The sequence below is a fragment of the Catenuloplanes atrovinosus genome (assembly GCF_031458235.1).
GTDB classification, from domain to species: Bacteria; Actinomycetota; Actinomycetes; order Mycobacteriales; family Micromonosporaceae; genus Catenuloplanes; species Catenuloplanes atrovinosus.
This window is the reverse complement of record NZ_JAVDYB010000001.1, coordinates 6,205,884-6,232,326: the sequence shown is the minus strand read 5'-3', so window position 1 is coordinate 6,232,326 and position 26,443 is coordinate 6,205,884. Positions and strand designations below refer to the sequence as shown.

The 26,443-nt window shown below is 72.8% G+C and carries 21 protein-coding genes; 9 read left to right on the top strand and 12 right to left on the bottom strand.

What is annotated here, in order from left to right; translation table 11 throughout:
• Positions 1-161: 161 nt before the first annotated feature.
• The 4 genes from J2S41_RS27565 to J2S41_RS27550 form a co-directional block, all read right to left on the bottom strand.
• The gene (locus tag J2S41_RS27565; protein ID WP_310371869.1) at positions 162-1,418 is read right to left on the bottom strand and encodes a delta-60 repeat domain-containing protein; all 1,257 of its coding nucleotides are present in this window, start codon (positions 1,416-1,418) and stop codon (positions 162-164) included.
• A gap of 106 nt (positions 1,419-1,524) precedes the next feature.
• Positions 1,525-1,914 carry a globin gene (locus tag J2S41_RS27560; protein ID WP_310371866.1) on the bottom strand — a complete coding sequence of 130 codons (390 nt, stop codon included), beginning with the start codon at positions 1,912-1,914 and terminating at the stop codon, positions 1,525-1,527.
• A 59-nt stretch (positions 1,915-1,973) separates the two neighbouring features.
• Positions 1,974-3,251, bottom strand: a complete 1,278-nt coding sequence (locus J2S41_RS27555; RefSeq protein WP_310371865.1) for an MFS transporter — start codon at positions 3,249-3,251, stop codon at positions 1,974-1,976.
• A 183-nt stretch (positions 3,252-3,434) separates the two neighbouring features.
• Entirely contained in the window at positions 3,435-4,439 is a 1,005-nt protein-coding gene (locus tag J2S41_RS27550; protein WP_510183739.1) for a mechanosensitive ion channel family protein, read from the bottom strand.
• 339 nt (positions 4,440-4,778) lie between these two features.
• Here J2S41_RS27550 and J2S41_RS27545 point away from each other — a divergent pair, with 339 nt between their 5' ends.
• Positions 4,779-5,324: an HNH endonuclease gene (locus tag J2S41_RS27545; RefSeq protein WP_310371863.1), complete on the top strand. Its 546-nt coding sequence runs from the start codon at positions 4,779-4,781 to the stop codon at positions 5,322-5,324.
• 907 nt (positions 5,325-6,231) lie between these two features.
• Here the strand turns inward: J2S41_RS27545 and J2S41_RS27540 are convergent.
• Both J2S41_RS27540 and J2S41_RS27535 read right to left on the bottom strand, forming a co-directional pair.
• Positions 6,232-6,930 carry a class F sortase gene (locus J2S41_RS27540; RefSeq protein WP_310371862.1) on the bottom strand — a complete coding sequence of 233 codons (699 nt, stop codon included), beginning with the start codon at positions 6,928-6,930 and terminating at the stop codon, positions 6,232-6,234.
• A gap of 4 nt (positions 6,931-6,934) precedes the next feature.
• The gene (locus J2S41_RS27535) at positions 6,935-7,432 is read right to left on the bottom strand and encodes a hypothetical protein (protein ID WP_310371861.1); all 498 of its coding nucleotides are present in this window, start codon (positions 7,430-7,432) and stop codon (positions 6,935-6,937) included.
• 224 nt (positions 7,433-7,656) lie between these two features.
• Between J2S41_RS27535 and ctaJ the strand changes: the two genes are divergently transcribed.
• Together ctaJ and J2S41_RS27525 are read left to right on the top strand one after the other, a co-directional pair.
• The gene (ctaJ, locus tag J2S41_RS27530; RefSeq protein ID WP_374728170.1) at positions 7,657-7,890 is read left to right on the top strand and encodes an aa3-type cytochrome oxidase subunit CtaJ; all 234 of its coding nucleotides are present in this window, start codon (positions 7,657-7,659) and stop codon (positions 7,888-7,890) included.
• A 7-nt stretch (positions 7,891-7,897) separates the two neighbouring features.
• Positions 7,898-8,323 carry a DUF5130 family protein gene (locus J2S41_RS27525; protein WP_374728275.1) on the top strand — a complete coding sequence of 142 codons (426 nt, stop codon included), beginning with the start codon at positions 7,898-7,900 and terminating at the stop codon, positions 8,321-8,323.
• A 509-nt stretch (positions 8,324-8,832) separates the two neighbouring features.
• Here the strand turns inward: J2S41_RS27525 and pepN are convergent.
• Positions 8,833-11,358: an aminopeptidase N gene (pepN, locus tag J2S41_RS27520; protein WP_310371859.1), complete on the bottom strand. Its 2,526-nt coding sequence runs from the start codon at positions 11,356-11,358 to the stop codon at positions 8,833-8,835.
• 366 nt (positions 11,359-11,724) lie between these two features.
• On the opposite strand from pepN, the gene J2S41_RS27515 reads away from it, so the two are divergent.
• The 3 genes from J2S41_RS27515 to J2S41_RS27505 all read left to right on the top strand — a co-directional run bounded on the left by J2S41_RS27515 (position 11,725) and on the right by J2S41_RS27505 (position 13,723).
• A complete protein-coding gene (locus J2S41_RS27515; protein WP_310371857.1) occupies positions 11,725-11,889 on the top strand; it encodes a hypothetical protein in 165 nt (54 codons plus the stop codon).
• A gap of 85 nt (positions 11,890-11,974) precedes the next feature.
• Positions 11,975-13,171: a DUF1015 family protein gene (locus tag J2S41_RS27510; RefSeq protein WP_310371855.1), complete on the top strand. Its 1,197-nt coding sequence runs from the start codon at positions 11,975-11,977 to the stop codon at positions 13,169-13,171.
• Positions 13,172-13,252: 81 nt separating this feature from the next.
• Positions 13,253-13,723, top strand: a complete 471-nt coding sequence (locus J2S41_RS27505) for a ribose-5-phosphate isomerase (RefSeq protein ID WP_310371853.1) — start codon at positions 13,253-13,255, stop codon at positions 13,721-13,723.
• A 4-nt stretch (positions 13,724-13,727) separates the two neighbouring features.
• Here the strand turns inward: J2S41_RS27505 and J2S41_RS27500 are convergent, their stop codons facing one another.
• Together J2S41_RS27500 and J2S41_RS27495 are read right to left on the bottom strand one after the other, a co-directional pair.
• Positions 13,728-13,985: a hypothetical protein gene (locus tag J2S41_RS27500; protein WP_374728274.1), complete on the bottom strand. Its 258-nt coding sequence runs from the start codon at positions 13,983-13,985 to the stop codon at positions 13,728-13,730.
• A 1,220-nt stretch (positions 13,986-15,205) separates the two neighbouring features.
• Positions 15,206-16,432: a GNAT family N-acetyltransferase gene (locus J2S41_RS27495; RefSeq protein ID WP_310371851.1), complete on the bottom strand. Its 1,227-nt coding sequence runs from the start codon at positions 16,430-16,432 to the stop codon at positions 15,206-15,208.
• A gap of 91 nt (positions 16,433-16,523) precedes the next feature.
• On the opposite strand from J2S41_RS27495, the gene J2S41_RS27490 reads away from it, so the two are divergent.
• A complete protein-coding gene (locus tag J2S41_RS27490) occupies positions 16,524-17,114 on the top strand; it encodes a hypothetical protein (protein ID WP_310371849.1) in 591 nt (196 codons plus the stop codon).
• A gap of 38 nt (positions 17,115-17,152) precedes the next feature.
• On the opposite strand, the gene J2S41_RS27485 is transcribed toward J2S41_RS27490, so the two are convergent.
• Together J2S41_RS27485 and hppD are read right to left on the bottom strand one after the other, a co-directional pair.
• Positions 17,153-20,230: a hypothetical protein gene (locus J2S41_RS27485; RefSeq protein ID WP_310371847.1), complete on the bottom strand. Its 3,078-nt coding sequence runs from the start codon at positions 20,228-20,230 to the stop codon at positions 17,153-17,155.
• A gap of 361 nt (positions 20,231-20,591) precedes the next feature.
• Entirely contained in the window at positions 20,592-21,794 is a 1,203-nt protein-coding gene (gene hppD, locus J2S41_RS27480) for a 4-hydroxyphenylpyruvate dioxygenase (protein WP_310371845.1), read from the bottom strand.
• Positions 21,795-21,929: 135 nt separating this feature from the next.
• On the opposite strand from hppD, the gene J2S41_RS27475 reads away from it, so the two are divergent.
• Positions 21,930-22,397, top strand: a complete 468-nt coding sequence (locus J2S41_RS27475; protein ID WP_310371843.1) for an Lrp/AsnC family transcriptional regulator — start codon at positions 21,930-21,932, stop codon at positions 22,395-22,397.
• A gap of 25 nt (positions 22,398-22,422) precedes the next feature.
• Here the strand turns inward: J2S41_RS27475 and gnd are convergent, their stop codons facing one another.
• A complete protein-coding gene (gene gnd, locus J2S41_RS27470) occupies positions 22,423-23,871 on the bottom strand; it encodes an NADP-dependent phosphogluconate dehydrogenase (RefSeq protein ID WP_310371841.1) in 1,449 nt (482 codons plus the stop codon).
• A gap of 390 nt (positions 23,872-24,261) precedes the next feature.
• Here gnd and nhaA point away from each other — a divergent pair, with 390 nt between their 5' ends.
• Positions 24,262-25,872, top strand: a complete 1,611-nt coding sequence (nhaA, locus tag J2S41_RS27465) for a Na+/H+ antiporter NhaA (RefSeq protein ID WP_310371839.1) — start codon at positions 24,262-24,264, stop codon at positions 25,870-25,872.
• The last annotated feature ends 571 nt before the right edge of the window (positions 25,873-26,443 follow it).

The following is a 26,443-nucleotide window of genomic DNA, read 5'->3' as shown; positions in this document are numbered from 1 at the left end:
TCCCTTTCCCGCTCCCGGCGTGGTCACGCCGGGCATGCTCCCGCGGGCAAACCCGCGGCGGCCTGCGCCGCCGCTCCGGCCGCCGCGTCGGAGCCGGTTCCGGCCGGGCCGGGGCGAGCCGCGACCGACGCGGTGCCCCAGCCGAGTGCCGCGGGCGGCGATCAGGGGCGGGGGAACAGGCCGATGCGGCCGTGGTACTCGCCGGCGAGGCGGGTGGTGTCGGAGCCGACGAGCAGGCCGGCGCTGGTCGAGACGAAGGAGCGGACGCCGACGCCGCGGTCCCGGCCGGGATTCCACGGCAGCGCCCGGCCGGTGCGCGGGTCGAGCGCGGCGATACCCTCCCGGCTGACCGCGCCGGGACCGGCGTACTCGTGGCCGCCCGGATTGTTCATCCAGCGCTGGTGCCCGCCGACGTAGACCGCGCTCCCGGTGACCGCGACGGCGTAGAGCGAGTCGCCGCCGGTGTGGTTCTGCCAGGTCGGCACGCGGCGGCCGGAACCGGCGGTCTCCCAGCGGCTGGCGGTGTCGCAGAGCTTCTGCCGGTGGTTCTCCCGCCCGGTGGTGACCACCACGAAGTAGCTGCCGTCCGGGGAGAACTTGACCTGGCGCATGTACGTCTGGAAGCCCTGCCGGCAGCTCGGCTTGAACGAGTCCGTGTACCAGTCGCTGACCACCGCGCCCGGGCCCGCCACGTCCAGCATCACCAGCTGCGTGCGGTCCTTGACGCCGGCCCGCAGGATCACGCCCACCGCGACCAGCTTGCGCCCGTCCGGCGAGATGTCGAAGTGCTCCACCCGCGCCCGGTCCTTGCCGGGGGCGGAGAGCTTCGCGTCGAAGCCCCGGTCGACCGCGCCGGTGGCCGGGTTCATCCGGGCCAGCGCGGTCCGCGGGACGCCGTTGATCGCGGTGAACGTGCCGCCCGCGTAGAGCCGGCCGCCGGCCAGGCCCAGCGACCGGACGTCACCCCAGTTGATGATCGCCTTGAAGCCGGCCGCGTTGCGCCCGGTGGCCAGCGACACCTTGCCGAGCCCGCGCTGCGCCACGCCGTTGACGGCCTTGAACGCGCCGCCGAGGTAGACGCTGCCGTCCGCGCCCGCGGTGACCGCGTACACCGGGCCGTCCACCTGCGGAGCGAAGTCGCGGACCACGCCGTCGCGCAGGCCGAACGCGAAGACGTGCCGGCGCGGGTACGTGCGCTTGCCGGTCCGGTCCGTCACCGAGGTGAAGTTGCCGCCCACCACCACCGTGTCGCCGACCACGACGGCCGACCAGACCGTGCCGTCCTTGATGTGCGGGGTGTAGTCGACCGGGTTGGCCGAGACCACGGACGGCTGGGCCGGGTCGGCGCCGGCCGGCATCATGCCGGCGGCCGTGGTGAACGCGGCCAGCGCGAGCGCGGCGAACAGACGGCGTCGCATGGAGGGATACCTCTCGAAGGGGTGGGCGTGGACTCACCCGATCAACGAGGCAGTATGGGGCCGGAAGTGCGATCTGCCGGCAAACCAGCCGATCGGCCGATCTCCGCTAATCCATCTTGTTGACCATGAAGTACGCGGCCCGCTCCAGGTACTGCCAGAGCTGCTCGTGCTGCTCGGCCGGCAGGTCGAGCGCGTCCACGGCGGCGCGCATGTTCCGCAGCCAGGCGTCCCGCGCGGCCGCGTCGACCACGAACGGGGCGTGCCGCATGCGCAGCCGAGGGTGGCCGCGCTCCTCGGAGTACGTCGTCGGACCGCCCCAGTACTGCATCAGGAACAGCCGCATGCGGTCGGAGGCGGGCCCGAGGTCGCCCTCCGGGTACATCGGCCGCAGCAGCGGGTCGGAAGCCACGCCCTCGTAGAACTTGTCCACCAGCTTCCGGAACGTCGGCTCGCCGCCGACCGCCTCGTAGAAGCTCACGTCTTCACCGGTAGCCACGCATCAATCCTGCCACTGAGGGCCGCCGACACCGAACCGCGGTGTGCGACGCCACCGCGTCAGACGCGGCCGGGCTGCGGCTCCCGATCGGCCGCGGCCGCGATCGCCGCGTCGAACCGCTGCGCGCTCGGCCAGCGCAGGCTCACCGCCACCATCACCAGCACGCCGGCCAGGCTCCACGAGCTGACCACGCCGGGCAGCGGGAACCGCTCCGCCAGCAGGCCGGTCAGGGCCACGCCCGCGCCCTGCATGAGCGTCACGCCGGTCTGCATCACGCCGTACGCCCGGGCGCGGAACCCGTCCGGCACCACCACCGCGAACAGGCCCTGCGCCGGCGGCAGCACGCCGCCGACCGCGAACCCGCAGGCGGCCACCATCAGCACCACGAGCGCCACGGACGGCTCCAGCACGGCCGGGACCAGCGTCAGCGGCGCCACGATCGCGAACGGCCGGATGAGCGCGCGCCGCCGGGACGGCCGGACCAGCCGGCCCACGATCAGGCTGCCGGCCACGAAGCCGAGCGGCGTCGCCGCCATGATCAAACCCTGCGCGATGCCGCGCTCGTCGTCGTCGACCAGCTCGCTGGCCCAGGCCGCGGCCAGCCCCTCCGGCACGGCCACGAAGAACATCGCGCAGAACAGCAGGATCGCGATCGACCGCAGCTCCGGCCGGCCGAAGACCAGCCCGAAACCCTGGCCCATGCCGCTCAGCAGCGTGCCGCCGCGCTGGTCCGAGCCGGTGCCGGCCCAGCCGCGCAGCCCGATCAGCACGATGGCGGCGGCGCCGGCGAACAGCGTGGCCGTGATGCACAGCACCAGCTGGGAGCTGATCGCGGTGAGCCCGGCTCCCACCACGTACCCCACGATCTGGGTGATCTGGTTGAGGCCGCCGACCAGCGAGAGGCCGACCACGAGCCGGTCCCGCGGCAGCACGCGCGGCAGCAGCGCGGACCGGGCGGCCTGCTCCGGCGCGGCCGAGAGCGTGCTCAGGAACAGCGCCGCCACCAGCACCCCGCCCGGCCAGTGGAACAGCGCGACGACGCCGAACAGCGCGGCCCGGAACACGAGCGTGACCCCGATGACCGTGCGGTACGGATACCGATCCGCCAGCGTGCTCAGCAGCGGGCCGCCGATCAGCCAGGGCAGGTAGCTGACCGCGAACGCCAGCGCGGAGAGCGCCACCGAGCCGGTCCGCTGGAACACCAGCAGGGTGATCGCGGCCTTGGCCATCGGATCGGCGAGATTGGAGAGCGCGACCGCGCCGTACACCACGCGGAACTCGAAGTGTGAGAAGACCTCACGGTACGTCGCCGGGCGATCGTGGTCAGGCGCGGTCACCGGACGACCCCTCTGACCGCTCCCGCACGGATCGCTGCTCCCCACACCGTCACCCGACCGAATATATCGGCCGATGTCACTCCCCCGAATATTCGGCTGAGTGAATTCTGCCCGATCGTCCGACATGTGGCTAGGGTGATCGGCCGATGTATTTTCGGTGTCGCTCGATGGGCGAACGGTGCCTCAGGTGGCCCCGCCGCGGCCCGCGTCCGTGCCGCCGGGTGGTGCCGCCGGGCGCGGGAACAGCCGCGCCGCCGCGATCCGGTCCGCGATGCCGGAGGTCTCCAGCGCCTCGGTCAGCCGCCGCCGCAGCTCCCGCGAGACCAGCAGCTGCCCGTCCGCGGTCGTCTTCGCCACGGTCCGGATCACCGCGCCGTCCACGGTGACCTGCTCGACGCCGATCACGTCCGGCGGCTCCAGCAGGCCGGTCGCCAGCTCCGGGTCCGCGGCCACCGCGGCGGCCGCCTCGCGCAGCACCGCCGTGGCCTCCTCGCTGTTCACGAAGCCGATCGGCATGTCCACCACGACCATCGCCCAGCCCTGCGACTTGTTGCCGACCCGGATGACCTCGCCGTTCCGGATATACCACAGTACGCCGCGGCCGTCGCGGACCGTCGTGACACGCAGTCCGACGGACTCGACCACGCCGATCGCCTCACCCAGGTCGACCGTGTCGCCCACGCCGTACTGGTCCTCGATGAGCATGAACAGGCCGGCCAGCACGTCCTTGACCAGGCTCTGTGCGCCGAAGCCGAGCGCGACGCCGACGATGCCGGCGCTGGCCAGCAGCGGCGCCAGGTCGAAGCCCAGCTCGGCCAGGACCATCAGCATGGCGATGCCCAGCACCACCGCGGTGACGAAGCTGCGCAGCACCGAGCCGATCGCCTCGGCCCGCTGCCGCCGCCGCTCCGGGAAGACCGCGGTGGCGTCCAGCAGCGCGCTCGGCACCTTCTCGTGCAGCGGCCGCAGGATGGACGGCACCGCCGTGTTCGACGTGGTGGTGACCAGCTTCGTGATCGTGCGCACGATGAGAAAGCGGATCAGCACGGCGATCGCGATGATCGCCACGATCCGCAGCGGCTTGATGATCACCCAGTAGCCGCCCTCGGCTATCCAGCCGCTCACGCCGAGATCCATCAGCTGCTTGCACAGCCGGTCGGTGGCGCAGCTGGCCTCGACGGTCGGCACGAGAACACTGGGCGAAGGGGTGGGTGCTGGTGCGGCTATCACGGTGGTACTCGGGCTCCACGGTCCGGGAACGGTGTCGGAAGCTTTCGTAGCGCATCCGCCTGTGAGAGCCGTGCGCGGGGTGTCCCCGACGGTGGAATCAAACCGCGCATCCTCGCACGAGACACCTAACCTTCACGCGTCGGCCCCGATTAGTGCGTGCAATTCCGTCACCTATCAGGGACTATTGGCGCACGGACGTTGGTGATCCGCCAGCGTGGGGCCGGGCGGTGACGCGCGGCCCGACCCGGGTGGAACACGACAAGGAGTGTTGAAAGACCGACCAGAAGGGTGACCGCGATGCCTGACATACGACCCACGGTGGGCTCCGGAGCGTTGGTGCTCAACGTGACCTACGAGCCGCTGTGCGTCGTCTCAGTGCGTCGAGCCGCGATTCTCGTCCTTTCGGGGAAGGCCGCCCTGGTCACGGACGGGGACGGCATCCTCCACTCCGCGCGGGATGAGATCCCCGTACCGTCGGTGATTCGCCTCACACGCTACGTGCGTGTGCCGTACCGCACTCACGTCGGCCTGTCCCGCCGCGCGATCTTCGCCCGGGACGGCTGGCGCTGCGCGTACTGCCGCGGCCCGGCCCAGACCATCGACCACGTGTTCCCCCGCAGCCGCGGCGGCATGCACGCGTGGGAGAACGTGGTTGCCGCCTGCGCCAAGTGCAACCACACCAAGGGCGACAAAACGCCCGCCGAGCTCGGCTGGCGCCTGCACGGCGGCGCACCGGCGGCCCCGAAGGGCCAGGCATGGCGCGTCCTCGGCCACCGCCTCCCCGACCCCCGCTGGGCCGACTGGCTCGACATCCCCCTCCCCGACGCCGAAGCCGCCGCCTAACCGCTCCCGCCCCGGGACCCCGCGCCGCCCGTGCGCGTGCCTGCCCGTGCGCGTGCCGCCCACGCCCGCCGGTGCGCGTGCCGCCCGCGCCCCCGTGCCGCTCGTGCCCGGCGCCGCCCGTGCCCGCGCCGCGTGCGCCTGCGCGCCCCGGTGCCGCTCGTGCCCGCGCCGCGTGCGCCTGCGCGCCCCGGTGCCGCTCGTGCCCGCGCCGCGTGCGCCTGCGCGCCCCGGTGCCGCTCGTGCCCGCGCCGCGTGCGCCTGCGCGCGCCCGCGACCCGCCGCCCGTCCGCGTCGATCTAGGGAAGATTCCCGCGGTTCGATCTCCAATCACGTGAATCCGGCCTAGATCGACGCGGACGGGGCATCGACGCGGACGGGGCATCGCCGCGGACGGGGCATCGCCGCGGACGGGGCGCCCGCCGCGGACAGGGCGTCCGACGCAGACGGGGCATCGCCGCGGACGGGGCGCCCGCCGCAGACGGGGCGACCGCGGCGGACGGGGCATCGACGCGGACAAGGCGCCCGCCGCCGACGGGGCGACCGCGCGGACGGGGGCGGCGGGGACGGGGCGGGATGCGCGGGTGTGGGGCTGGCGGAGGTCGGGTCGCGGGAGCGGCGGCTCGGTGGCGGGTGGTGGGGCGCTGGGACTCGTGGGGGCGTTGGAGAAGGCGCACGGCGGGAGCCGCGGTTTTCGGTGACCACACGGACACCGGCTCCGATCGGCGGACCGGAGCGGAGCGCCAGCGGAGTCGGAGGGGAGCCGGAGGTTTGCCCGCGGGAGCATGCGGGCCGCACCCCGCTGGGAGCGGGAATATCGGGGTCTCGGGTCGTCGCCGGAGGTGCCGCTGCGCCCTCGGGGCGAGCGGGCTGGACCGCGCCGGAAGTGGGAACGCGCGGTGTGGGTGGGTTAGTGGTCTTTGGTGCCGGTGAGGGTGGCGAAGACGATGACGTTGTCGCGGTAGCCGACGGTGCCGCCGGACCATTGGCCGCCGCAGGTGATGAGGCGGAGGTGGGGGCGGGTGAAGTCGGCGTAGACGCGGTCGACGGGGAGGCGGGTCTTGTCGAAGAGTTCGACGGAGGTGACCTCGAAGACGGCGGTGGTGCGGTCCTCGCGGGTGATTTCGATGGTGTCGCCGTCGTGGAGGTCGGGGAGGCGGTGGAAGACCGAGGGGCCGGTGTCGCTGTCGACGTGGCCGACGATGACGGCGGAGCCGAACTCGCCGGGGGTGGGGCCGTGCTCGTACCAGCCGGTGATGTCGTGTTCGCTGGCGGGCGGCACGGCTATCGAGCCGTCGGGGGCGAGGCCGACGCCGCGGACCGGGGCCTCCACCCGGATGGCGGGGATGGTCACGCGGGTGGGGCGGCTGGCGTCCAGGACGGGGAACTCGCGCGGCGGGGGCTCGTCCGGGCGGTCGAACAGGGGCGGTAGTCGCACGTCGGTGAGCCGGCCGAGGCCGGCGCTGACCGCGAACAGGCCGATGACCAGCAGCGCTACGGCGAGGAAGCCGAGCGTGCCGGGGCCGCGGCCGGGCGGGGGCGGTGGCCGGCGTGGCGGAAAGCGCACGCCGGCGTGTTCGGCCCGCGGGGAGTAGCGAGGGCCGGGCATCGGGTCAGCGGCTCGGGCGGCGGCGCCGCAGCCACAGCGCGGCCAGCACGGCGCCGGCGGCCAGCGCGGTCACGCCGCCGCCGAGCAGGGCCAGGCCGCCGGCGTCCGGGCCACGGCCGGCCATGCCACCGAAGCCGGTCGCCGGGCCCTGGGACGGGCGGGTGTCGGCCACCACCCGGAGCGTGCCGATCGCGCGGCCGCCGCCGGGGCAGGTGAGCTCCACCTGGTACTCGTCCGCGCCGGTGTCCGCGGGGATCTCCGCGTCGCCGGTGAGGAAGCCGTACGCCGGGGACACCCGTGCCTCGCCGAACGCGTCCGAGCGGACGAGCGCGTCGACGATGTTCTCCTCGCAGCTGGCGCGGATGCTGACCTCGCCGCCGGCGGAGATCGTGCTCGGGTTCACCTCGACGAAAACGTCGGCCTTGGCGTTCGCGGGGCCGGGCACGCCGAGGACCGCGGCCGTCAGCGCGAGCGGCACGGCGAGTCGGACGGGGCTGCGCATGGTCCTCCCATCGGACGTGGGGGAGTGCTGACGTCAATTTTCGCACGCCACGGCGGAAATTACGCGAGACGGACGGAGTACGCCCCGATGATCTGCGGGAACCTCGGTTCCGCTACCGTGAGAGAGAGCATCAGTACCTATCAGACCGCCCAGACACCGAGTGTCTTGCCACGTTGGGGGCGTTCACCGTGCAACCGTTAGAAGTCGCGCTGATCTTCGTTGGCGTGCCGCTCGCCGTCGTCGGCATCCTGGCAGCAGTGACGCTGCCCGGGGGAGACCGCCGGCACCGGGAGAAGCGCTACCGGCCCGGCCGGCCGTTCGAGTTCACCCCGGTCTGGTTCCTGTCGTCGCCCGGCCAGTTGGCCGGCCGGCTCGCGATCACCTCCACCACCGCGGACGACGACGCCGCCTCGGCGAACCCGCACGGCCCGACGGGAGGCGCAAGTGACCGCTGGTGAGCAGGCTCTGACCCATCTCGACGAGCCGGGCGGGGACACCCTGCCCAGCGATACCGACACCCAGCCGGACGTGCTGGACGGGCCGTTCTCGACCCGCCAGCTCCTGCACATCGACGAGGCGCTGCGCATCGCGGACCGCGAGACCGGCCTGACGTTCAGCGTGTACGTCGGGGATCTGGCCGATCCGCAGCGCGCCGCCGCCGAGAAGCTGCACGGCCAGCTCGAGGACCCGGACCGGTCCGTGCTCATCGCGCTGTCGCCGAACCAGCGGATTCTCGAGGTCGTCACGGGCGCGGAGGCCCGCCGCCGCATCCCCGACCGCGATGCCAAGCTGGCCTGCCTGTCCATGGCCGCTGCCTTCGCGGGCGGCGACCTGGCGGGCGGCGTCATCCACGGGCTCGACCAACTGGCCACGCACGCCGGTCGCGCCTGATCGTTCGCGCAGCACAGGGGTCGGCCTCTTCGGAGGCCGGCCCTTTCGCGTGTGTCGGCACCGGTGCGTGTGCCGGGTGTGTCGGCGGCGCTGCGCGGGACGTGGGCTGGGGCGCGAGGCGGCACGGGTCATCCGCGTGGGTCGCGAGAGCCGGCGGCGGCATTCCGCTGGAGGACGGGCCGGGTGTCACGCTCTCGTGCCGGACGTGGGGATCTCGCGCCGGGCGTCGGCCGGTGCGCTCCGCGGACTCTTGCCGGTGGGTCATCGATTGCGGCCTGTTGCGCCCTCATGGGCAGGTGGGTGGTCGGCGCTCGGTCCCGCGGTGGCACAAAACGGACATCGTCCTAGCACGGAAACTGTGTTCTAGCGCAAAACCGTTATAGCGCTGACCCGAAAACCGTACAAAAGCCCGTACAAGCGGAGATTGTGCGGTTTTCGTGCTGGTACGAAGGCGCAGACGAAAATGCGCCCCGCCGGCCACGGGCCGACGGGGCGCCTGATGGTGAGGGTCAGCCGCGGTCCTTGGCGCGGGCCGCCAGGGCGCGGACCACGCCGTCGCGGCCCTCCGCGACGAGGCGGCGGAGGCCGGCCGGCTGGCCGGTGCCCGCCAGCCACGTCTCCGTGGCGGCGACCGTCGCGTCGGTGATCTGGTAGGACGGGTAGGCGAACAGGGCGAAGTCCTGGGCCGGTTCGCTGTCCCGGCTGGCCCACACGGTGGCCGCCTCCGCGAAGAAGCGCTCCGCGTACGGCGCGGTCAGCTCGACCTGGGCGGGGTGCTGGAAGCCCTGGAGCAGCGCGCGGTTGCGCCAGTTCGGCAGGGGCCGGGCGGCGGTCAGCTCGGACCAGACACGCGCCTTGTTCTCCGGGGTGGGCAGCAGCGCGCGGGCCAGCGCGGCCTCGCGCTCGCCGCTGGCGGTGCGGTCGGCGGCGAGTTCCGCATCGATCTCCTCGGCGGTGGCGGCGCCCTTGGCGACCAGCGTCTGCAGGAGCGTCCAGCGCAGCTCGGTGTCGACGGTGAGGCCGGCGGGGACGTTCTGCCCGGTGAGCCAGCCGCGCAGCACGGCCAGATCCTCGGCGGAGCGGGACGCGGAGGCGTACGCGCGGGCCCAGGCGAGCTGGAAGCCGCTGCCGGGCTCGGCGACCGCGAGCGCGTCGCGGGCGGTGGCGGCGAGCTGGGCCCAGCCGGTCGGTGCCCAGGCCGGGTCGGCGTAGCTGACGATCGCGGTGGCGGCCTGCCGGAGCGTGGCGGTGATCAGGTTGATGTCCTGCTCGTTCGGCAGGCCGGAGGTGACCAGCGCGACGTAGTCCCGGGTGGCCAGCTCCGCGTCCCGGACCATGTCCCACGCGGCGGCCCAGACCAGCGCGCGGGCGAGCGACGAGTCGAGGCCGCCGATGTGGTGCACGACCGTGGCCATCGAGCGCTCGTCCAGCCGGAGCTTGGCGTAGCTGTGGTCGTCGTCGTTGAGCAGCAGCACGTCGGCGGCGGGCAGGCCGGCCAGCGCGGTCAGCTCGGTGCGCTCGCCGGCGATGTCGACCTCGATGATCTGGCGGCGGACCAGCTTGCCGTCGCGGACGTCGTACAGCCCGACGCCGATGTGGTGGGTGCGCAGGGTGGGGTAGCCGGCCGGGGCCTCCTGAAGCACCGCGACCGAGGCGTAGCTGCCGTCCGCGGCGAGCTGCACCTCCGGGCGGAGCGTGTTGACCTGCGCGGTCTCCAGCCACTGGGCGGCGAACTTGCGCAGCTCGCGGCCGGACGAGGCCTCCAGCTCGGAGAGCAGGTCGTCGAACGTGGCGTTGCCCCAGGCGTGCGCCGCGAAGTACGACCGGAGGCCGGCCAGGAACGGCTCCAGCCCCACGTACGCCACCAACTGCTTGATGACGCTGGCGCCCTTCGCGTACGTGATGCCGTCGAAGTTGACCTCGACGGCCTCCAGGTCCGGCATCTCGCAGTAGACCGGGTGCGTGGAGGAGAGCTGGTCCTGGCGGTAGCCCCAGTTCTTCCGCACGGACAGGAACGTGGTCCACGCGTCGCTGAACCGGGTGGCCTCCGCGTTGCACCAGTGGCTGGCCCACTCGGCGAACGACTCGTTCAGCCAGAGGTCGTTCCACCAGCGCATGGTGACCAGGTCGCCGAACCACATGTGGGCCAGCTCGTGCAGGATCGTGTTGGCGCGCTGCTCGTACTCGAAGTCGGTGACCTGCGAGCGGAAGATGTAGTGGTCCTCGGCGTGCACGACGCAGCCGAAGTTCTCCATCGCGCCCGCGTTGAACTCGGGCACCCACAACTGGTCGTACTTGGGCAGCGGGTAGCGGATGCCGAACTGCGCGTGGAAGAAGTCGAAGCCCTGCACGGTGATCCGGTGCAGGTCGTCCACGTCGAAGTAGCGCGCCATGCTGGCCCGGCAGAAGTAGCCCATGCCGATGCCGTCGTGCTCGCGCTGCACCTCGTGGAACGGGCCCGCGCAGAGCGCCGTGATGTACGTGCTCATCCGCGCGGACCGGGTGAAGTGCACGGTCTTGGTGGCGTCGCCGGCCGGCTCCTCGCGGTCGACCGGCATGTTCGACACGACGCGCCAGTGCGCCGGCACGGTGGCGTGCCAGGTGTAGACGCTCTTGAGGTCGGGCTGGTCGAAGCAGGCGAACACCCGCTGCGCGTCCGCGGTCTCGAACTGGCTGTAGAGGTACGCCTCGCCGTCCACCGGGTCGACGCTGCGGTGCAGGCCCTGACCGCTGTGCGAGAACGGGAACTCGGCCTCGACCACCAGCGTGTTCGACTCGGCCAGCCCGGTCAGCGTGAGACCGCGCTCGGCGGACCAGCCCGACGTGTCGACCGGCGCGCCGTTCAGCGTGGCCGCGTGCACGCGCTCCGCGGCGATCTCGATGAACGTGCTCGCACCGGGCTCCCGACAGGTGAACTCGACCCGGGTCGTCGACCGGAACGAGACGTCGCCCGTCAGGTCGAGGCCGATGTCGTACGAGGTCACGTCGAGCACGCGGGCACGCTCGGCCGCCTCGACCTGGGTGAGATTGCGCACTCCGGCCACGATCACTCTCCATCCGGTGCCCAGCCCGCACGGCCGGGCGCCGGTGGGGCGGAAAAATCCGCAGTAAGTGTTTCACGTCGACGTTGATCACGGGTGTGCCGGTCCACCCGCGGCGGGGATTACGTCCGGGTTGTGGCGCGGGTCCGAATTTTCGCGCCTCCGGCCGTACCGTGAGCGATCTCTTGTTTTGAGATCGTCAGCAACCGGTTAACTCTTCTTTCGGCAACCGTTCGGAAACGGGGAATGCGGGAGGATGAGAGACGTCGGCGTGACCGGTCACCGACAGTGTCGTTGCGAGATGGGCGGCGCTCGGTTATGGCTGGTGAGGGCGTCCGATCCTCAGGCGAAGGAGTGACTATGGATCAGCAGAGCGTGACCATCGACGAGGAGACCCACGAGCGGGCCTACTGGGCCGTGCGCGAGGAGGACTGGGAGGCCGTGTGCCCCGGGCTCTCCGAGGAGGACGCCGCGCTGCTGGCGCCGGTCGTGGTGGTCGGCGCGGTCCCGGTCGGCGCGAGCTGATCAACGGAGGTTACCCGTACCATCGCCTGGAACCGGTCTGGGGTGCGCAAACGGTGGATGCGGAACGTCGGTACCGTGATTGCACATGACGATCGTGCACCCGATCGACCGGGCCTGGATCACGACCGGTGGCACCGGCGCGCAGAACTATGACGAGTTCGCGGACGACGCCGAGATCACCGCAATCATCGCCGACAACCCGCGCAGCGCTCTCGCCGTCGAGATGCCGCACCTCGCGCCCGAGACCCTGGGCCGTTCGTTCGCCGAGTCCCTGCCGGCCGCCGTCGAACGGCTGGCCGAGGCGAAGGAGTCCGGCGGCTACGCCCCCGCCGAGCAGGTGATCGTCCTCTACCGGATCGCGGACCCGGACGGTGGCAACGCCGCCTACGGGATGTACTGCATGGTCGACACCGCGCAGATCTCGACCAGCCCGGAGGAGCCGGGCCTGGTGATCCGCAACGAAGACGTGTTCATCGAGAAGGTCCGCGAGCGCGTCGAGCTCGCCACCACGCTGCGCCACCTGCTCTCCCCGGTGCTGCTGCTGCAGACCGGCACCGGCGACCGGCTGCACGAGGCGCTGGAGCGCGCGGTGACGGACGCGGGCGAGCCCGCCGCCACCGACGTCGACCCGGCCGGGCGCGTGCACGCGATCTGGACCGTGCCGGCCGGCCCGGTCCGGGACGAGCTGTGCGCGATCGCCGGCGGCGGCGAACTGGTCGTGGCGGACGGCAACCACCGCAGCCTGGCCGCGCAGCTCGGCGGCTACCCGCGCTTCCTCGCCGTGATCACCACGCCCGAGTCGCTGGTGATCGCGCCGTACAACCGGCTGATCAAGCTGTCCATCGGCGTCACCGAGCTCGGTGACCGGCTGCGCGCGGCCGGCATGCAGCCCGAGCCGGTCGCGGGCGGCCCGGCGGTCCCGGTCGCCGGCGGCACCATTCAGCTGTACGTCGGCGGCGAGACCTACAGCGTCAAGCTGCCCTCGGAGAGCGGCGGCGAGCTGGTCGACACCATGGACCACGCGCTGGTCGAGCGGGTGCTGGTGCACGAGGTGCTGGGCCTGGACGCCGGCGACAAGCGCATCGTCTACGTCGGCGGCGACTACCCGGCCGAGTGGCTGCGCGCCGAGGTCGACGCGGGCCGCGCCGACCTGGCCGTGCTGATCGCGCCGGTCACCGTGGACGAGTTCGTGGCGGTCAACCTGGCGCGGCAGAAGATGCCCCGCAAGAGCACCTGGTTCACCCCCAAGGCGCGCGGCGGCCTGGTCGTCGCGGAGATCTGATCCATCGGTACGCCGTGGCGAGCGGCTCAAACTTGGCAGCCGCCGCCACGGCCCCGCCGCCGGGCTGACAGACTGCGCGTTATGCGCGTTTATCTGGGAGCCGACCACGCCGGCTACGAGCTGAAGGTGCACCTCGTCAACTACCTGTCCAAGCAGGGGTACGAGGTGGTCGACGTCGGTCCGCACGTCTTCGATCCGGAGGACGACTACCCGGCGTTCTGCCTGCACACGGCCGCCCGCGTGGTGGCCGACCCGGGCAGCCTCGGCGTCGTCATCGGCGGGTCCGGCAACGGCGAGCAGATCGCCGCGAACAAGGTCAAGGGCACCCGGGTCGGCCTGGCCTGGAACACCGAGACCGCCCGCCTGTCCCGCGAGCACAACGATGCCAACCTGGTCGGCATCGGCGCCCGGCAGCACACGCTGGACGAGGCGACCGCGATCGTCGAGGCGTTCCTGACCACGCCGTTCTCCAACAGCGAGCGGCACTCCCGGCGGATCGCGCAGGTCGCCGCGTACGAGACCTCCGGCACCCTGCCCGACCTGCCCAAGTAAGTCCCTAGCGGCCGCGGGCCGGCAGCTCCTCGCGGGGGACCCAGTTGCGGCGCACGATCACCAGCCGCTCCTGGGCCTCCGCCAGGTCCTCGTCCGTCGGCCGCGACGCGTCCCGCGCCCGCATCGCGGCCCGCACACTCACCTGCGACGACCCGGAGCCCACCAGGCCGCGCAGCCCCCGTTCCGCCTCCCGCTCCTCAGCACTGGCCCTCTCCCGGGTACGCGGCGCGCCCTCGCCCGCTCCGGCGACCGGCTTCCTCACCGCCGGCGCGGACTCCTCGGGGTCGTAGACCGGCGAGGTCTCAGCGACCGGCGGCTGCGGTTGCCCCTTCTGCTTCGGCGGCACCGGCGACGGTCCCGGCGTGGGAACCGGTGTCGGTCCCGGCGTGGGGACGGGCGTGGGTCCCGGCGTGGCGGCCGGTGCCGGTCCCGGCGTGGGGATCGCCGCCGTCGGAGACGCCCTCGGCGGCTCCGCGGGCTTGGCCAGGCTGGCAGGCGTGGGTTTGGCCGGTTCGGCCGGTTTCGCGAGAGCCGTTGGCGACGGCTTGGCGGGGGCCTTGGCCGTTTCCGCGGGCGTGGGCGCGGCGGCCGGGGCCGACCGCGGGCCACCGGCCGGGGGACCCGGACGAGGAGCCGGCGTAGGCGCCGGCGCACGACGCGCCGACGGCGGAGGCGCGGGCACCGGCTTCGGTGCCGCCACGACCGCCTGCGGCGCCGGATCGGCCGCCTTCGTCGCGCTGGTGGCCGACTCCGAGGTCTCGCCGCCCGGCTGCGAGGTCTTGCCGGCCCGCTCTGGGGTCCTGCCGTCCGGCTGCGAGGTCTTGTCGCCCGGCTGTGGGGTCCTGCCGCCCGGCTCCTGGGTCTTGCCGGCCGGCTCGGAGGGCTTGCCGCTCGGCTCCGAATTCTGATCGGCGAGTTCCGGATTCTGGCCGGCCTCCGAGATCTTGCCGACCGGGTCCGGCAGCCCGTCCGCCGAGTCCTGCGTTTGGCCGACCGCGCCCGGCACGGCGGACTGCTCGGTGCGGTTGCGACGGAGTCGGCGGCGGCGACGCTCGGGCTGTCCCATCCGCCGACGGTATCGCGCCCGACGGCCGGGTGGCTTTCCCGCAAGCTTTGCTCTGCTTACCAACCCGTCGTCGGCGCATGTGCAGCGGTGCGTTTGCTCTGCTTACCTGCGCGTCGGTGGGCGCCTCACCAGCGCGTTTGCTCTGCTTACCTGCCTGGCGCGGTCCGGTGCGCTGCTGGTGCGTTTGCTCTGCTTACCTGCGCGTCGGTGGGCGGCTCACCAGCGCGTTTGCTCTGCTTACCTGTGCGTCGGTGGGCGCTTCACCAGCGCGTTTGCTCTGCTTACCTGCCTGGCGCGGGCCGGTGCTCTGCCGGTGGCTCTGCTCTGCTTACCCGCGTCGGCGCGGCCGGGCGCGGCCGCCGCCGGTGCGGCCGGATGCGTCGCGCGGCTACCGGTAAGCAGAGCAAAGCCGCGGGTCAGAAGGTTTCGATCATGCTGGGGGCGCGGTGCCAGCCGAGAGCCGCGCTCGTCGCCGCCACCGCGCCCGGCACCCGCTCGTCGATCAGGCCCGCGCCGGCGAGCGCGGACAGCGGCGTACCGCCGAGGTAGGCGGCGCCGAGGTCGCGCACGTCCAGTGCGAGCGCGGCCGGGGCCGAGGTGTGTTCGCAGGAGGCGCCGTCCAGATCGCCGCGCAGGTGCCAGCGGCCCGCATTGGCCGGGAGCAGCGCGTCCGTCAGCTCCAGCACCACGTCGACCGGGGTGGCGTAGCGGCGGGCGGAGAGCGCGGCCGGTACGTCACGGAGCCGGATCCACAGGCCGTGCTCCCAGCGGGTGCCCAGCCAGCCGGGGTCGTCGGCCAAGTAGAGCAGCGGCTCGTCGAGCGCGGCGTGGTGGTACGTGACGCGCGCGGTCAGGTCGATGCCGAACAGGAACCGCCACAGGTCCAGGTACGCGGCGGGGGACGCGGCGACGAACTCCTTCACGGCCAGCGTGGCGGAGATGCGCGGGTTGGCCGGGTTGTCGCCGTCGACGACGCGCCAGAGCGCGTAACCGTCGGGGCCGTCCGGGCCCTCGCGCACCACGACCCGCAGCGCGGTGCCGCCCCCGCGCGACGCCGCCGAGTCGTCGTGCCGATAGTCCCACCACGCGCTCGGGCGGCTCGACCAGCCGGGGCGGTGCGGGCGTACCGCCTCGTAGATCTCGGTCAGCACGGCGCGGAGCGCCGTCGGCGTGCCGACCCGGAGCCGGCCGGGTACGCCGTCCGGCAGCCGGACCTCACGGGTGGCCGCGGTGATCGTCAGGTGCGGCGCGGCCAGGCCGTACCCGTACCGTGGATAGATCCGCCCCTCGCTCGCCCACAGCGCCGCGACCGGCTCCGGCGCGTCCGTCAGGTGTCGCCGCATCAGCGCGGTCAGCACGCCGCGCCGCCGGTGCGTCGGCGCCACGCCCACCTGCGTCACGTGCGCGGCCGGGACGATCCCGCCGGGCACGGTCAGCTCCCGGCCGAACGAGCCCAGATGACCGGCGAGCAACTCGCCGTCGGTGGCGACCACGGAGCGCTCCGGCTCGCAGACCGCCCGCTGCGCCGCCTCGAGCGCCGGGTCCGGCGGATCGTGGAACGACGCGAAGATCAACTGGAGGATCGCGTCCAGGTCGGCCTCGGTGCCGGGGCGCACGGTCAGATCGGGAAGGATGGGCGACATGTCTCGTGTGTAACGGACATGCCTCCGTGGGGGCCAGCTATTTGCGGGCTCGCTACGCTCGATGGTGCCAGGCCCGACAGGGGGAGGAGCTATGACAGATCAGACGCAGTCATGGGCGGAGCGGACCGTGCCGGTCCCGCCGGATATGCACCGGCCGGCGTCCGACCCGTTCACCGACGCGCCGGATCACTACGACGACGACCCCACCCGGCTGAACTTCCAGCGTGGGCGCGCGACGGTGGCCCCCCGGGCGCAGCGGCACCACGACGGCGACGACGAGATCGCGCCGCACGAGCCGACCGGCACCGGCTGGCCCGACTCGCCGCCCCCGCCGCCCGCGGTCCCGTTCTCCGTGCAGCTGCGCCGCGGCCGCGAGTGGGGCGTGCTCGGCCTGGTGTTCTCGTTCGTGTGCTGGGGCATCTGGGCGCTGTCCGACGGCGGTTCGTTCCTCGGCTCGTTCCTCACCTACGTGGTCACGCTGATCGTCGCGGTCGGCCTGTTCGCGCTGGCCCGGCTGGTCGGGCGGCTGGTCCTGGAGCGTCAGCTGCACCGCATGCGGCGCAGCGCCCGCGGGTCGTACCTGATCGTCGGCGCGTTCCTGATCGCGGTCGGCATCGCGTACCTGAGCCAGACCGGATGGGTCGTCGACGTCTGGGTCTGGATCAAGAGCAACTTCTACTAGGCCGGTACGGACGGGGGCGCGCCCGGCGCCCCCGGTCCTCACCGCTCGAGCGTGAACGTGCCGACGCCGCCGGTGATGGCGATGTCGTAACGGTTCTCCGCCCCCTCCCACGCCTTCGGGGTGAAGCGCGAGTTCGGCGCCACCCGGCCGCGGGCGTCACCCAGAAGCGTGACGCTGTCCGCGCCCGCCTCGAACCGCAGCCGCGACGGCGCGTCCTCCGGCGCCCGCACCACCAGCTGACTGATCCCGGAGGAGACCTTCAGCCGTACGGTCCCTTCCGGCGCCGGCAGCGTCAGCTCCAGCCGGGTCGCGCCGCCCAGCACGTCGAAGCCGGCCAGCCGGCCCTCGCCGAAGTCGACCACGTGCTCGGTGGCGCCGCCGGTCAGCCGCAGGTCCCAGGTGACCGCGGAACTCAGCCGGATCTGCACCAGGCTGGGCCCGCTGTCCCCGGTCTCGGCCATCTGCAACATCACCCGGTCGCCCTGGTCGATCGCCTCCGGTCGCAGGCCGGAATCCTGCGGCGTCGAGATCCGGTAGAGGTCGCCGCCCAGGTCGGCGCTGGTCACGCTGACCGAGGTGACGCCGGAGACCAGGTCGAACGTGAACCTCTCCCGGCCGTCCAGCGGCGCCGCGATCGTGTGCGGCCCGTTCCCGGCGGCGGCCAGGCTCAGCCCCGGCACGCCGCGCACCGCGGCCAGCCCGCCGCCCGCCACGGCCACCGCCACCACCGCGGCGGCCACCAGGAGCAGGCCGCGCCGCCGCGGCCGGCCGGTGGCGGGCTCCCCGTCGGAGGGGTACGTGGAGAGCACGCGCACGTCGCTCTCGATACCGTGCCGAGGCTTGTCGCTCCGGCGGTCCGCGCGCGCCGGGCCGCGGTCCCGCTCGCCCTCGGCGGGCCGCCGGTCGCCGGCGCGGCGGCCGGGTGGGGCCGGCCGGTCCGGGCCGGGTGACGGCGGCGTGGCCAGGTGCGGCGGCGGCGCCGGTACGGCCGACCAGGGCGGCGGCTGATCGGCGAGTTCGGACCGGTCGTGACCCGGGACCTGGTCACGACCGGTGGTCTGGGTGTCGTCTCCGCCCGTGGTCTCCTCCGCGACCCGCTCCGCCCGGCCGGACCAGGTCGGTCCCGGATCGCCCGGGCTGCGCAGCGGCGGCTGCTCGCGGGTGCCGCGATCCTCCTCGCCGGCGATGGTGGGCGTGGTCGCCCAGGAGGGCGTGGTGTCCCAGGAGGAGTCCGTGGGCCGGCCGCCGCCCCAGGACGGGCGCGGGATCTCCTGCCACGACGCGTCCGTGCCCGCGCCCTCGTCGGTCAGCGACGCGGGACGCCGGTACATGGCGTAGGGGTCGTCCCGCGGCGCGGGCTCGTCCCAGCCGGGCGCGGCGGCGGAACCGGACCGCGGCGGGTCGTCCTGCGGCGTGGCCGCGTGCGGCTCGGCCGGCTGCGGTGCGGTCGCGTGCGGCTCGGCCGAATGCGGAGCGATCGCGTGGGGCTCGGCCGGCTGCGGTGTGGTGGCGTGCGGCTCGGCCGGCTGCGGCGTCGCGGAGGGTGCCGGCGCGGGCTGCGCGGTGTCGAACCGTGGTGCGGTGGGCTGCTGTGCGACCGCCGGCTGCGCCGGCGGTTGCGGTGTGGTGGTCCAGGACGTGCCGTCGGCATCGGCCCACAGGTCGACCACCGGCGGTCGCTCCGCCCAGCCGTTCTGGCTCGGCGTCTTCCCCCGGAGCGTCTCGTCGCGCGGCGTCTCCGTGCTCGGCGTCTCCTCGCTCGGCGTCTCCGCGCCGGGCGTCTCGATGCGCGGCGTTTCGACGTGCGGCGTTTCGACGTGCGGCATTTCGGCGTGCGGCGATCCGGCATGCGGCGTTTCGGCGTGAGAAGGCCGGTCGAATGCGGTGCCGGCGGGACCCGCCTGGCCGGGCAGTGGGGTCGTCGGCCCGGTGAGCGTGAGTTCGGTCCAGTTCTGCGCGGTGTCCGGCTCGGTTCGCGTCGTCGGCGTCGCCACCCAGGCCGGGCCGGTCGGTGCGGACGGGTCGGTCAGCCGTGGCTCCACGTGGGTGAACCACTCGGACGCGGATCCGCCCGCCGCCGGGTCGGCGGGTACGGCCGGGTTCCACGCGGGCGTGGCCGGTGCGGACGCCTCCGGCAGCGGCGTCTCCGCGAAGGCCGCGGACCCGGTCGCCCCGGGCACGGTTCCGGCCGGTCCCGGTGCCTCCGCGACGGTCGCGGAAGCCGGCGCCGGCGTCTCCTTGAACGGCGACGGGGTCTCCTCGAAGAAGCCGACCGGCTCCGGGGCACGGGCATCCGGCCAGCTGACCGGCGCGGGCGCCGGCACGCCGGGCGCCCCGGCGTGCGGGGTCGGTGTGGAGGGCCAGGACGCCGGACTGCCCCAGCTGCGCGTACCGCCGCTGCTCTCGGGGTTGTCGACCGCCGCGGCATCGGCGGCGTCGCCCGGCCCCGGCGTCAGCCCTTCCTGCGGTCCCGGTACCGGCCAGGCCGTCTTCGGATCGTCCCGCGAGTCGGGCGCCGGCCACGCCGCGCTCTGATCGTCCTGTGCCGTCGGCGCCGGCCACGCCGTCTTGGGCTCGTCCTGCGGCACCGGTGCCGACCAGGACCGTTCCGTACCGGCTTCCCAGGGGTTGTCGCTCGCCGCCGGGCGTCCCTTCCTGCGGGGCTGCTTCGGCGGCCTGGGTGACGCGGGACCGTTCGCCGTCTTCGAGCGGCCGAGCAGGCCGGACAGCATGGCCCGCAGGCCCCGCGGCCCGGCGGTCGAGCCGGGTCGCGCGCCCAGGTCGATGATGGCCGGTTCGTCGGCATGCGGCGCCGCCGCGTCCGACCCCGCGGGCTTGACCAGCGTCGACACGCTGCCGGGCGTCTCGATGCCCCGCCACGCGTCATGGTTCGGATGCGGCGCCCGGGCGAAGCGGTCCTCCAGATCCGCCTCCGGATCGAACTCCGCCACCGGCGAGGCCGCCAGCGAGGCCACCGGCGCCACCGGAGCCGGAGCCGGTCCCGGAGCGGCGGCCGGAGCCGGCGCGGCCGGCCCCCCGAAGATCGCGGCCCGCTCCTCACCGGGCCGGTCCGGCACCTCCCACATCGGCGCCGAGTCCATCCCCGCCGAGTCCATCGCTGCCGAATCCCCCGCCGCCATGCCATCCCCCGCCGGAAAACCCTGACCCGCCGGAAAACCCTGACCCGCCGGGAAGCCCTGACCCGCCGCGAAAGCCTGGCCCGCCTCGAAGTCGGTGGCCGTGGCCCGTTCCATGCCGCCCTCCGTCCGTCACCGGGCCGGCCGGCGATGAAGGGGTGTGCCGGGCGGCCCGCGTCGAGGCCGTGCGAGGCCTCAACCCGCAGTACGCAGCGGACGCCGCCGCGGATCGAACCGGCGCGCGGATTTGGGGACGACCGGCGGAACTTAACCAAAGCCTAAGGAACGACGCCCCGGATCCTCACCGATAGTGAGAATCCGGGGCGGAAACGCGAGGAATCTACAGGTTCCCGCGTCGCTCCTGCTCACGCTCGATCGCCTCGAACAGCGCCTTGAAGTTGCCCTTGCCGAAGCCGAGCGATCCGTGCCGCTCGATCAGCTCGAAGAACACCGTGGGCCGGTCGCCGATCGGTGCGGTGAAGATCTGCAGGAGGTATCCGTCCTCGTCCCGATCGACCAGGATGCCGCGCTTCTGCAGCTCCTCGACCGGCACCCGGACCTCGCCGATCCGCGCGCGCAGCGACGGGTCCTCGTAGTACGAGTCCGGCGTCGCCAGGAACTCCACGCCCTCGGCGCGCATCAGGTCGACCGTACGCAGGATGTCGTTCGTGGCCAGCGCCAGGTGCTGCGCGCCCGGCCCGCCGTAGAACTCCAGGAACTCGTCGATCTGCGACTTCTTCCGGGCCACGGCCGGCTCGTTGAGCGGGAACTTGACCCGGTGGTTGCCGTTCGCGACCACCTTGCTCATCAGCGCGGAGTAGTCGGTGGCGATGTCGTCGCCGATGAACTCCGCCATGTTCACGAAGCCCATCACGCGGCGGTAGAAGTTCACCCACTCGTCCATCCGGCCCAGCTCGACGTTGCCGACCACGTGGTCCAGCGCCTGGAAGAGCCGCTTCGGCGCGCCGTCGCGCTTGATGTAAGCAGAGCTGCGTGCGACGTATCCGGGCAGGTAGGGGCCGGTGTAAGCAGAGCGGTCGACCAGCGAGTGACGGGTGTCGCCGTAGGCGGCGATCGCGGCCAGCCGGACCGTGCCGAACGAGTCGGTGACGTCGTGCGGCTCCTCCAGCACGGTCGCGCCGGCCGCGCGGGCCTGGGCCACGCACCGGTCCACGTCCGGCACCTCCAGCGCGATGTCCGCCACGCCGTCGCCGTGCGCGCGGTGATGGTCGAGCAGCGGGCTGTCCGGCGCCACGCCACCCTTGATCACGAAACGGCAGGAGCCGCTCTTCAGCACGAACGCCTTGTGGTCGCGGTTGCCGGTCTCCGGGCCGGAGTACGCGACCAGCTCCATGCCGAACGCGGACTGGTACCAGTGCGCGGTCTGGGTGGCGTTGCCGACGACGAACACGACCGCGTCCCACCCGGTGACCGGGAACGGGTCGCGGCTGGCGTCGTACTCCACGAGCCCGACGAGCTGCCGGAGGGTGTCGGCGTCGAGCTGGGCCTGGCGTTCCTGATCGGTGAGCGGTGCGCTGGTCACGACGGCCTCCAACGAGCGAGAGGGGTGGTGACCCCCATCGCAGCGCCCGGCCGGAGACGATGCAACAGTGACGATTTCGGCTGGGCAACCTGGCCATGATGTCCGGCGGAAGCCGTCGACTGCTATACAAATTGCATGATCGACGAGCTGGACGCGCGCATCCTGAGGACGTTCGACGAGGACCCGCGGATCGGCGTGCTGGAGGCGTCCCGGCGGCTCGGCGTGGCGCGCGGCACCGTGCAGGCGCGGCTGGACCGGCTGACCGCGCGCGGCGTGATCACCTCGTTCGCGCCGTCCGTGTCGCCGGCCGCGCTCGGCTTCGAGGTGACCGCGTTCGTGACGCTGGAGATCCGGCAGGACGCCGGGCACGACGCGGTCGCGGCGCACCTGGCCGGCATCCCGCAGGTGCTGGAGGCGCACACCGTCACCGGCACCGCGGACCTGTTGCTGCGCGTGGTCGCGCGCAGCAACGCGGACCTCCAGCGGGTGATCGACCGGATCGTGGCGGTGCCGGCGATCGAGCGCTCGGCGAGCGTGATCGCGCTGAAGACGCAAATCCCGTACCGCGTGATGCCGTTGATCGGGGTGTCGGCCGCCCCGTGACCGGGGCGGCCGTGCCCGGGAAGGATCAGGCCGGGGACTCGGACCGGTCGCCCGCCCACTGCGTGTGGAACGAGCCCTCCTTGTCCACCCGCCGGTACGTGTGCGCGCCGAAGTTGTCGCGCAGGCCCTGGATCAGCGCGGCCGGCAGCCGGTCGCGGCGCAGGCCGTCGTAGTAGGCCAGCGAGGACGAGAACGCCGGCGTCGGGATGCCCGCGCGCGCCGAGTCCGCCACGACCCGCCGCCACGACTCCACGCCACCCTGCACCGCCTCCGCGAAGTACGGCGCGACCAGCAGCGACGGCAGCTTCGGGTCGGCGTCGTAGGCCTCCCGGATACGGTTCAGGAAGCGCGCCCGGATGATGCAGCCGCCGCGCCAGATCGTGGCCATCGCGCCCGGGTCGATGCCCCAGGAGTACTCCTCCGAGCCGGCCTGGATCTGGTCGAAGCCCTGCGCGTAGGCGACCACCTTCGACGCGTACAGCGCGCGCCGCACGTCCTCGATGAACTGGTCGCGGTCCTTGACCTCGAGCGAGGCGGTGTCCGAGCCGAACGCGCGGACCGCGGCCGCGCGCTGGTCCGCGTGGCCGGAGAGCGAGCGGGCGAACGTGGCCTCCGCGATGCCGGTGATCGGCACGCCGAGGTCGAGCGCGGACTGCACGGTCCAGCGGCCGGTGCCCTTCTGCTCCGCCTGGTCCTGCACGATGTCGACGAAGCCCTTGCCGGTCTCCGCGTCGGTGTGCTTGAGCACCTGCGCGGTGATCTCGATCAGGAACGACTCCAGGTCGCCCTGGTTCCACGTCTCGAAGATCTCGCCGATCTCCGCCGGCGACGCGTTCAGACCCTCGCGGAGCAGGTCGTACGCCTCCGCGATGAGCTGCATGTCCGCGTACTCGATGCCGTTGTGGACCATCTTCACGAAGTGGCCGGCGCCGTCCGGGCCGACGTGCACGCAGCAGGGCACGCCGTCCACCTTGGCGGAGATCGCCTCGAACATCGGGCCGAGCTTGGTGTACGACTCCGGGGAGCCGCCGGGCATGATGCTCGGGCCGAGCAGCGCGCCCTCCTCGCCGCCGCTCACGCCCGTACCCACGAAGTGCAGGCCCTTGGCGCGCAGCGCCTCCTCGCGGCGACGGGTGTCCGCGAAGTGCGCGTTGCCGCAGTCGATCACGATGTCGCCCTCTTCGAGCAGCGGCACCAACTCGTCGATGACCGCGTCGGTCGGGCCGCCGGCCTTGACCATGACGATCACGGCGCGCGGGCGCTCCAGCGAGGCGACGAACTCCTCCAGCGTCTCGCCGGGGATGAACGTGCCCTCGTCGCCGTGGTCCGCGACCAGGGTGCGGGTGCGCTCGGGCGAGCGGTTGTGCACGGCGACCGTGAAACCGTTGCGGGCGAGGTTGCGCGCCAGGTTGCGCCCCATCACGGCAAGGCCGGTGACCCCGATCTGCGCCTTGCCGGTCTTCTCTTCGCTCATCGGATCTCGCTTCTTCTCGTGTGTGTGCCCCGGTCTTCGGGTCCGACTCTGCCACGAATGCAGTCCGTCGTCCGTGTCTCACATCGCATGTGGGACGGCTATCCGGCGATACGGCGCGGGTCGGTCCTCCGGTTCAGATCGGTTCTCGACCGAGATCAAGTAGCGCTATGCTGTCCGTCAGGTAACGAGATGGTTTCCTGTGCGGGAAGCCTAAGGCGCAGGCGCGGGGGACCGATGCTCTGCGACGACAACCGGAGAGGAGGCCCCCATGGCGAAGAAGTCGAAGAAGGACAAGAAGAAGGACAAGAAGAACAAGAAGAAGAAGTGACCTTCGCGGACCGGCCGGCATCGACCCGGCCGGTCCCGCGGTTTTCTGACTAGGGTGTGCGCGTGACCGCACCACCTCGCCCCGGACCTGCACTGCGATTCTCGACTCCGACGCTCAACCCGGCCCTCCGGTCGTTCCTGAGCAACGAGGCCGGCAGCGGCGCCGCACTCCTGATCGGCACCGTGCTGGCCATCATCTGGGCGAACTCCCCCTGGTGGGAGTCGTACTTCGCGCTCTGGCACACCCACGTCTCGCTGCACGTCGGCGGCTGGGCGCTGGAGATGGACCTCCACCACGTCATCAACGACGCCGCGATGGCCGTCTTCTTCCTGGTCCTCGGCCTGGAGATCAGCCGCGAGGCGGTCTCCGGCGAACTGCGCGACCGCCGCACCATGCTCGTCCCCACGCTGGGCGCGATCGGCGGCATGATCCTGCCGATCGCCATCTTCCTGGCCATCAACCCGTCCGGCGAGGCCGCGCACGGGTGGGGCGTGGTCATGTCCACGGACACCGCGTTCGTGCTCGGCGTGCTCGCGCTGTTCGGCCCCCGCTGCCCCGACCAGCTCCGCGTCTTCCTGCTCACACTCGCGGTCGTCGACGACATCGGCGCGATCGGCGTGCTGGCCGTCTTCTACACCGACACCGTGCGCCTCGGCCCGCTGCTGGTCGCCGCCGTACTGCTCGGCGTGGTCCTGCTGCTGCGCTGGCTCGGCGTGTGGCGGCTCGCGCCATACGTGATCCTCACCATCGCGATGTGGATAGCGGTCTACGAGTCCGGCGTCCACCCCACCCTGGCCGGCGTGCTGATCGGCCTCTCCATCTCCGCGAAGCCCGCCTCCCAGGAACAGATCCGGCGCATCCCGCTCTACGGCCGCGCGCTGATGGAGTCGCAGAGCGCGGAACGCGTCCAGCTGGCCATCCTCCAGGCCTCCGCGACCGTCAGCGCCAGCGAACGGATGGAACGACGGCTGCACCCCTGGTCGGCGTACCTGGTCATCCCCGCCTTCGGCCTCGCCAACGCGGGCGTCCACCTCACCGGCGACGTTCTCCGCGAGGCGATCCTGTCACCGCTGACCATCGGCGTGATCGTCGCGCTGGTCGCCGGCAACACCGCCGGCATCTTCGGCGCCTCCTGGCTCGCCCTGCGCACCGGCCTCGGCGTGCTCCCCGGCCGCGTCCGCTACAGCCACCTGCTCGGCGGCTCCATCCTCGCCGGCATGGGCTTCACCATCTCCCTGTTCATCACCGACCTCGCCTTCGACGACGAACGCCTCCGCGACCAGGCCAAAATCGGCATCCTGGCCGGCTCCTTCATCGCCGCCGTGGTCGGCGCCTGGGTCATCCGCTGGATGGGCGAACGCTCCCCCCTCTGCTCCCCCTCCAGCGACGGCCCACCCCCACTGCCGCCACTGCCGTGGCTCGCCCCGGTGCCGCCCAACCTGCCGGGCCCGCCATCCGGCTTCGGCATCCCGTCGGACGTCCGCGACACGCTCCCGTCGGCGACCTCCCCGATGCTGGTCGGGGCCCGGCCCCCGGCATCGGCCGCCTCCGGCGCACCGGATGCGCCCTCGGACGCCCTGTTCAGCCCGGACCGGACCGCACCCACCGATCCGCCGGAACGATGCGAACCCGCCGACTCGCCGACACCGCCGGAGGCGGTGAAAGAACCCTAAGACCGTCATCCGCCCACTCCCGGCGGCATGCGATCCGCATGCTCCCGCGGGCACCGGTCGTCGCTGGCGCTCCTCCCTGCCGGCGCCGTCGTGGCCGGCGAGACCCCGCACGCCCACCGGTCCGGCTGCGCCTCCCTTCGACCGAGGGCGTCTCGGCGCAGTCCCGGCTTCGGCCGGGACTGCTTTCTTCGCGGGGTCTCTCATGTGCCGGTGAGGTCCGGCTCCGGCCGTGGCGGCGTGGCCGGGTCGTTCGGTGCTTGTCGATCTTTCGCCGCGCGCACCAACTGTTTCGTGACCGACTGCCCGGCTTTTGGCCGGGTTCGCCGTGCCGTGTTGGGTATCGAATCGCCTTTCGATGAGGGTCCGGCGGTGCTTTGTTTCACCGTGGCCTGCTGCTATTCGAGGAGGTCTCGGCTGCTGTGTGGGGGTCGGCGGGATTGCTGGGCGCTCCGCGCCCGAAATTTCGCCGTATCGAGTCTTTAGTCGATGGCTGCTTTTCGGGCACCCTCCGGGGGGCCTCGGGCTCCGGGGGGACGGGCGTGGCTTGCCGGTCGCGGCGGGATTCGTTGGC

Bases quoted from the DNA above. Each gene is read 5' to 3' on its own strand.
- J2S41_RS27565 (WP_310371869.1), bottom strand. From the start codon at position 1,418: ATGCGACGCCGTCTGTTCGCCGCGCTCGCGCTGGCCGCGTTCACCACG.
- J2S41_RS27545 (WP_310371863.1), top strand. From the start codon at position 4,779: ATGCCTGACATACGACCCACGGTGGGCTCCGGAGCGTTGGTGCTCAAC.
- J2S41_RS27540 (WP_310371862.1), bottom strand. From the start codon at position 6,930: ATGCCCGGCCCTCGCTACTCCCCGCGGGCCGAACACGCCGGCGTGCGC.
- J2S41_RS27535 (WP_310371861.1), bottom strand. From the start codon at position 7,432: ATGCGCAGCCCCGTCCGACTCGCCGTGCCGCTCGCGCTGACGGCCGCG.
- J2S41_RS27515 (WP_310371857.1), top strand. From the start codon at position 11,725: ATGGATCAGCAGAGCGTGACCATCGACGAGGAGACCCACGAGCGGGCC.
- J2S41_RS27510 (WP_310371855.1), top strand. From the start codon at position 11,975: ATGACGATCGTGCACCCGATCGACCGGGCCTGGATCACGACCGGTGGC.
- J2S41_RS27505 (WP_310371853.1), top strand. From the start codon at position 13,253: ATGCGCGTTTATCTGGGAGCCGACCACGCCGGCTACGAGCTGAAGGTG.
- J2S41_RS27495 (WP_310371851.1), bottom strand. From the start codon at position 16,432: ATGTCGCCCATCCTTCCCGATCTGACCGTGCGCCCCGGCACCGAGGCC.
- J2S41_RS27490 (WP_310371849.1), top strand. From the start codon at position 16,524: ATGACAGATCAGACGCAGTCATGGGCGGAGCGGACCGTGCCGGTCCCG.
- J2S41_RS27485 (WP_310371847.1), bottom strand. From the start codon at position 20,230: ATGGACTCGGCGGGGATGGACTCGGCGCCGATGTGGGAGGTGCCGGAC.
- J2S41_RS27475 (WP_310371843.1), top strand. From the start codon at position 21,930: ATGATCGACGAGCTGGACGCGCGCATCCTGAGGACGTTCGACGAGGAC.
- gnd (WP_310371841.1), bottom strand. From the start codon at position 23,871: ATGAGCGAAGAGAAGACCGGCAAGGCGCAGATCGGGGTCACCGGCCTT.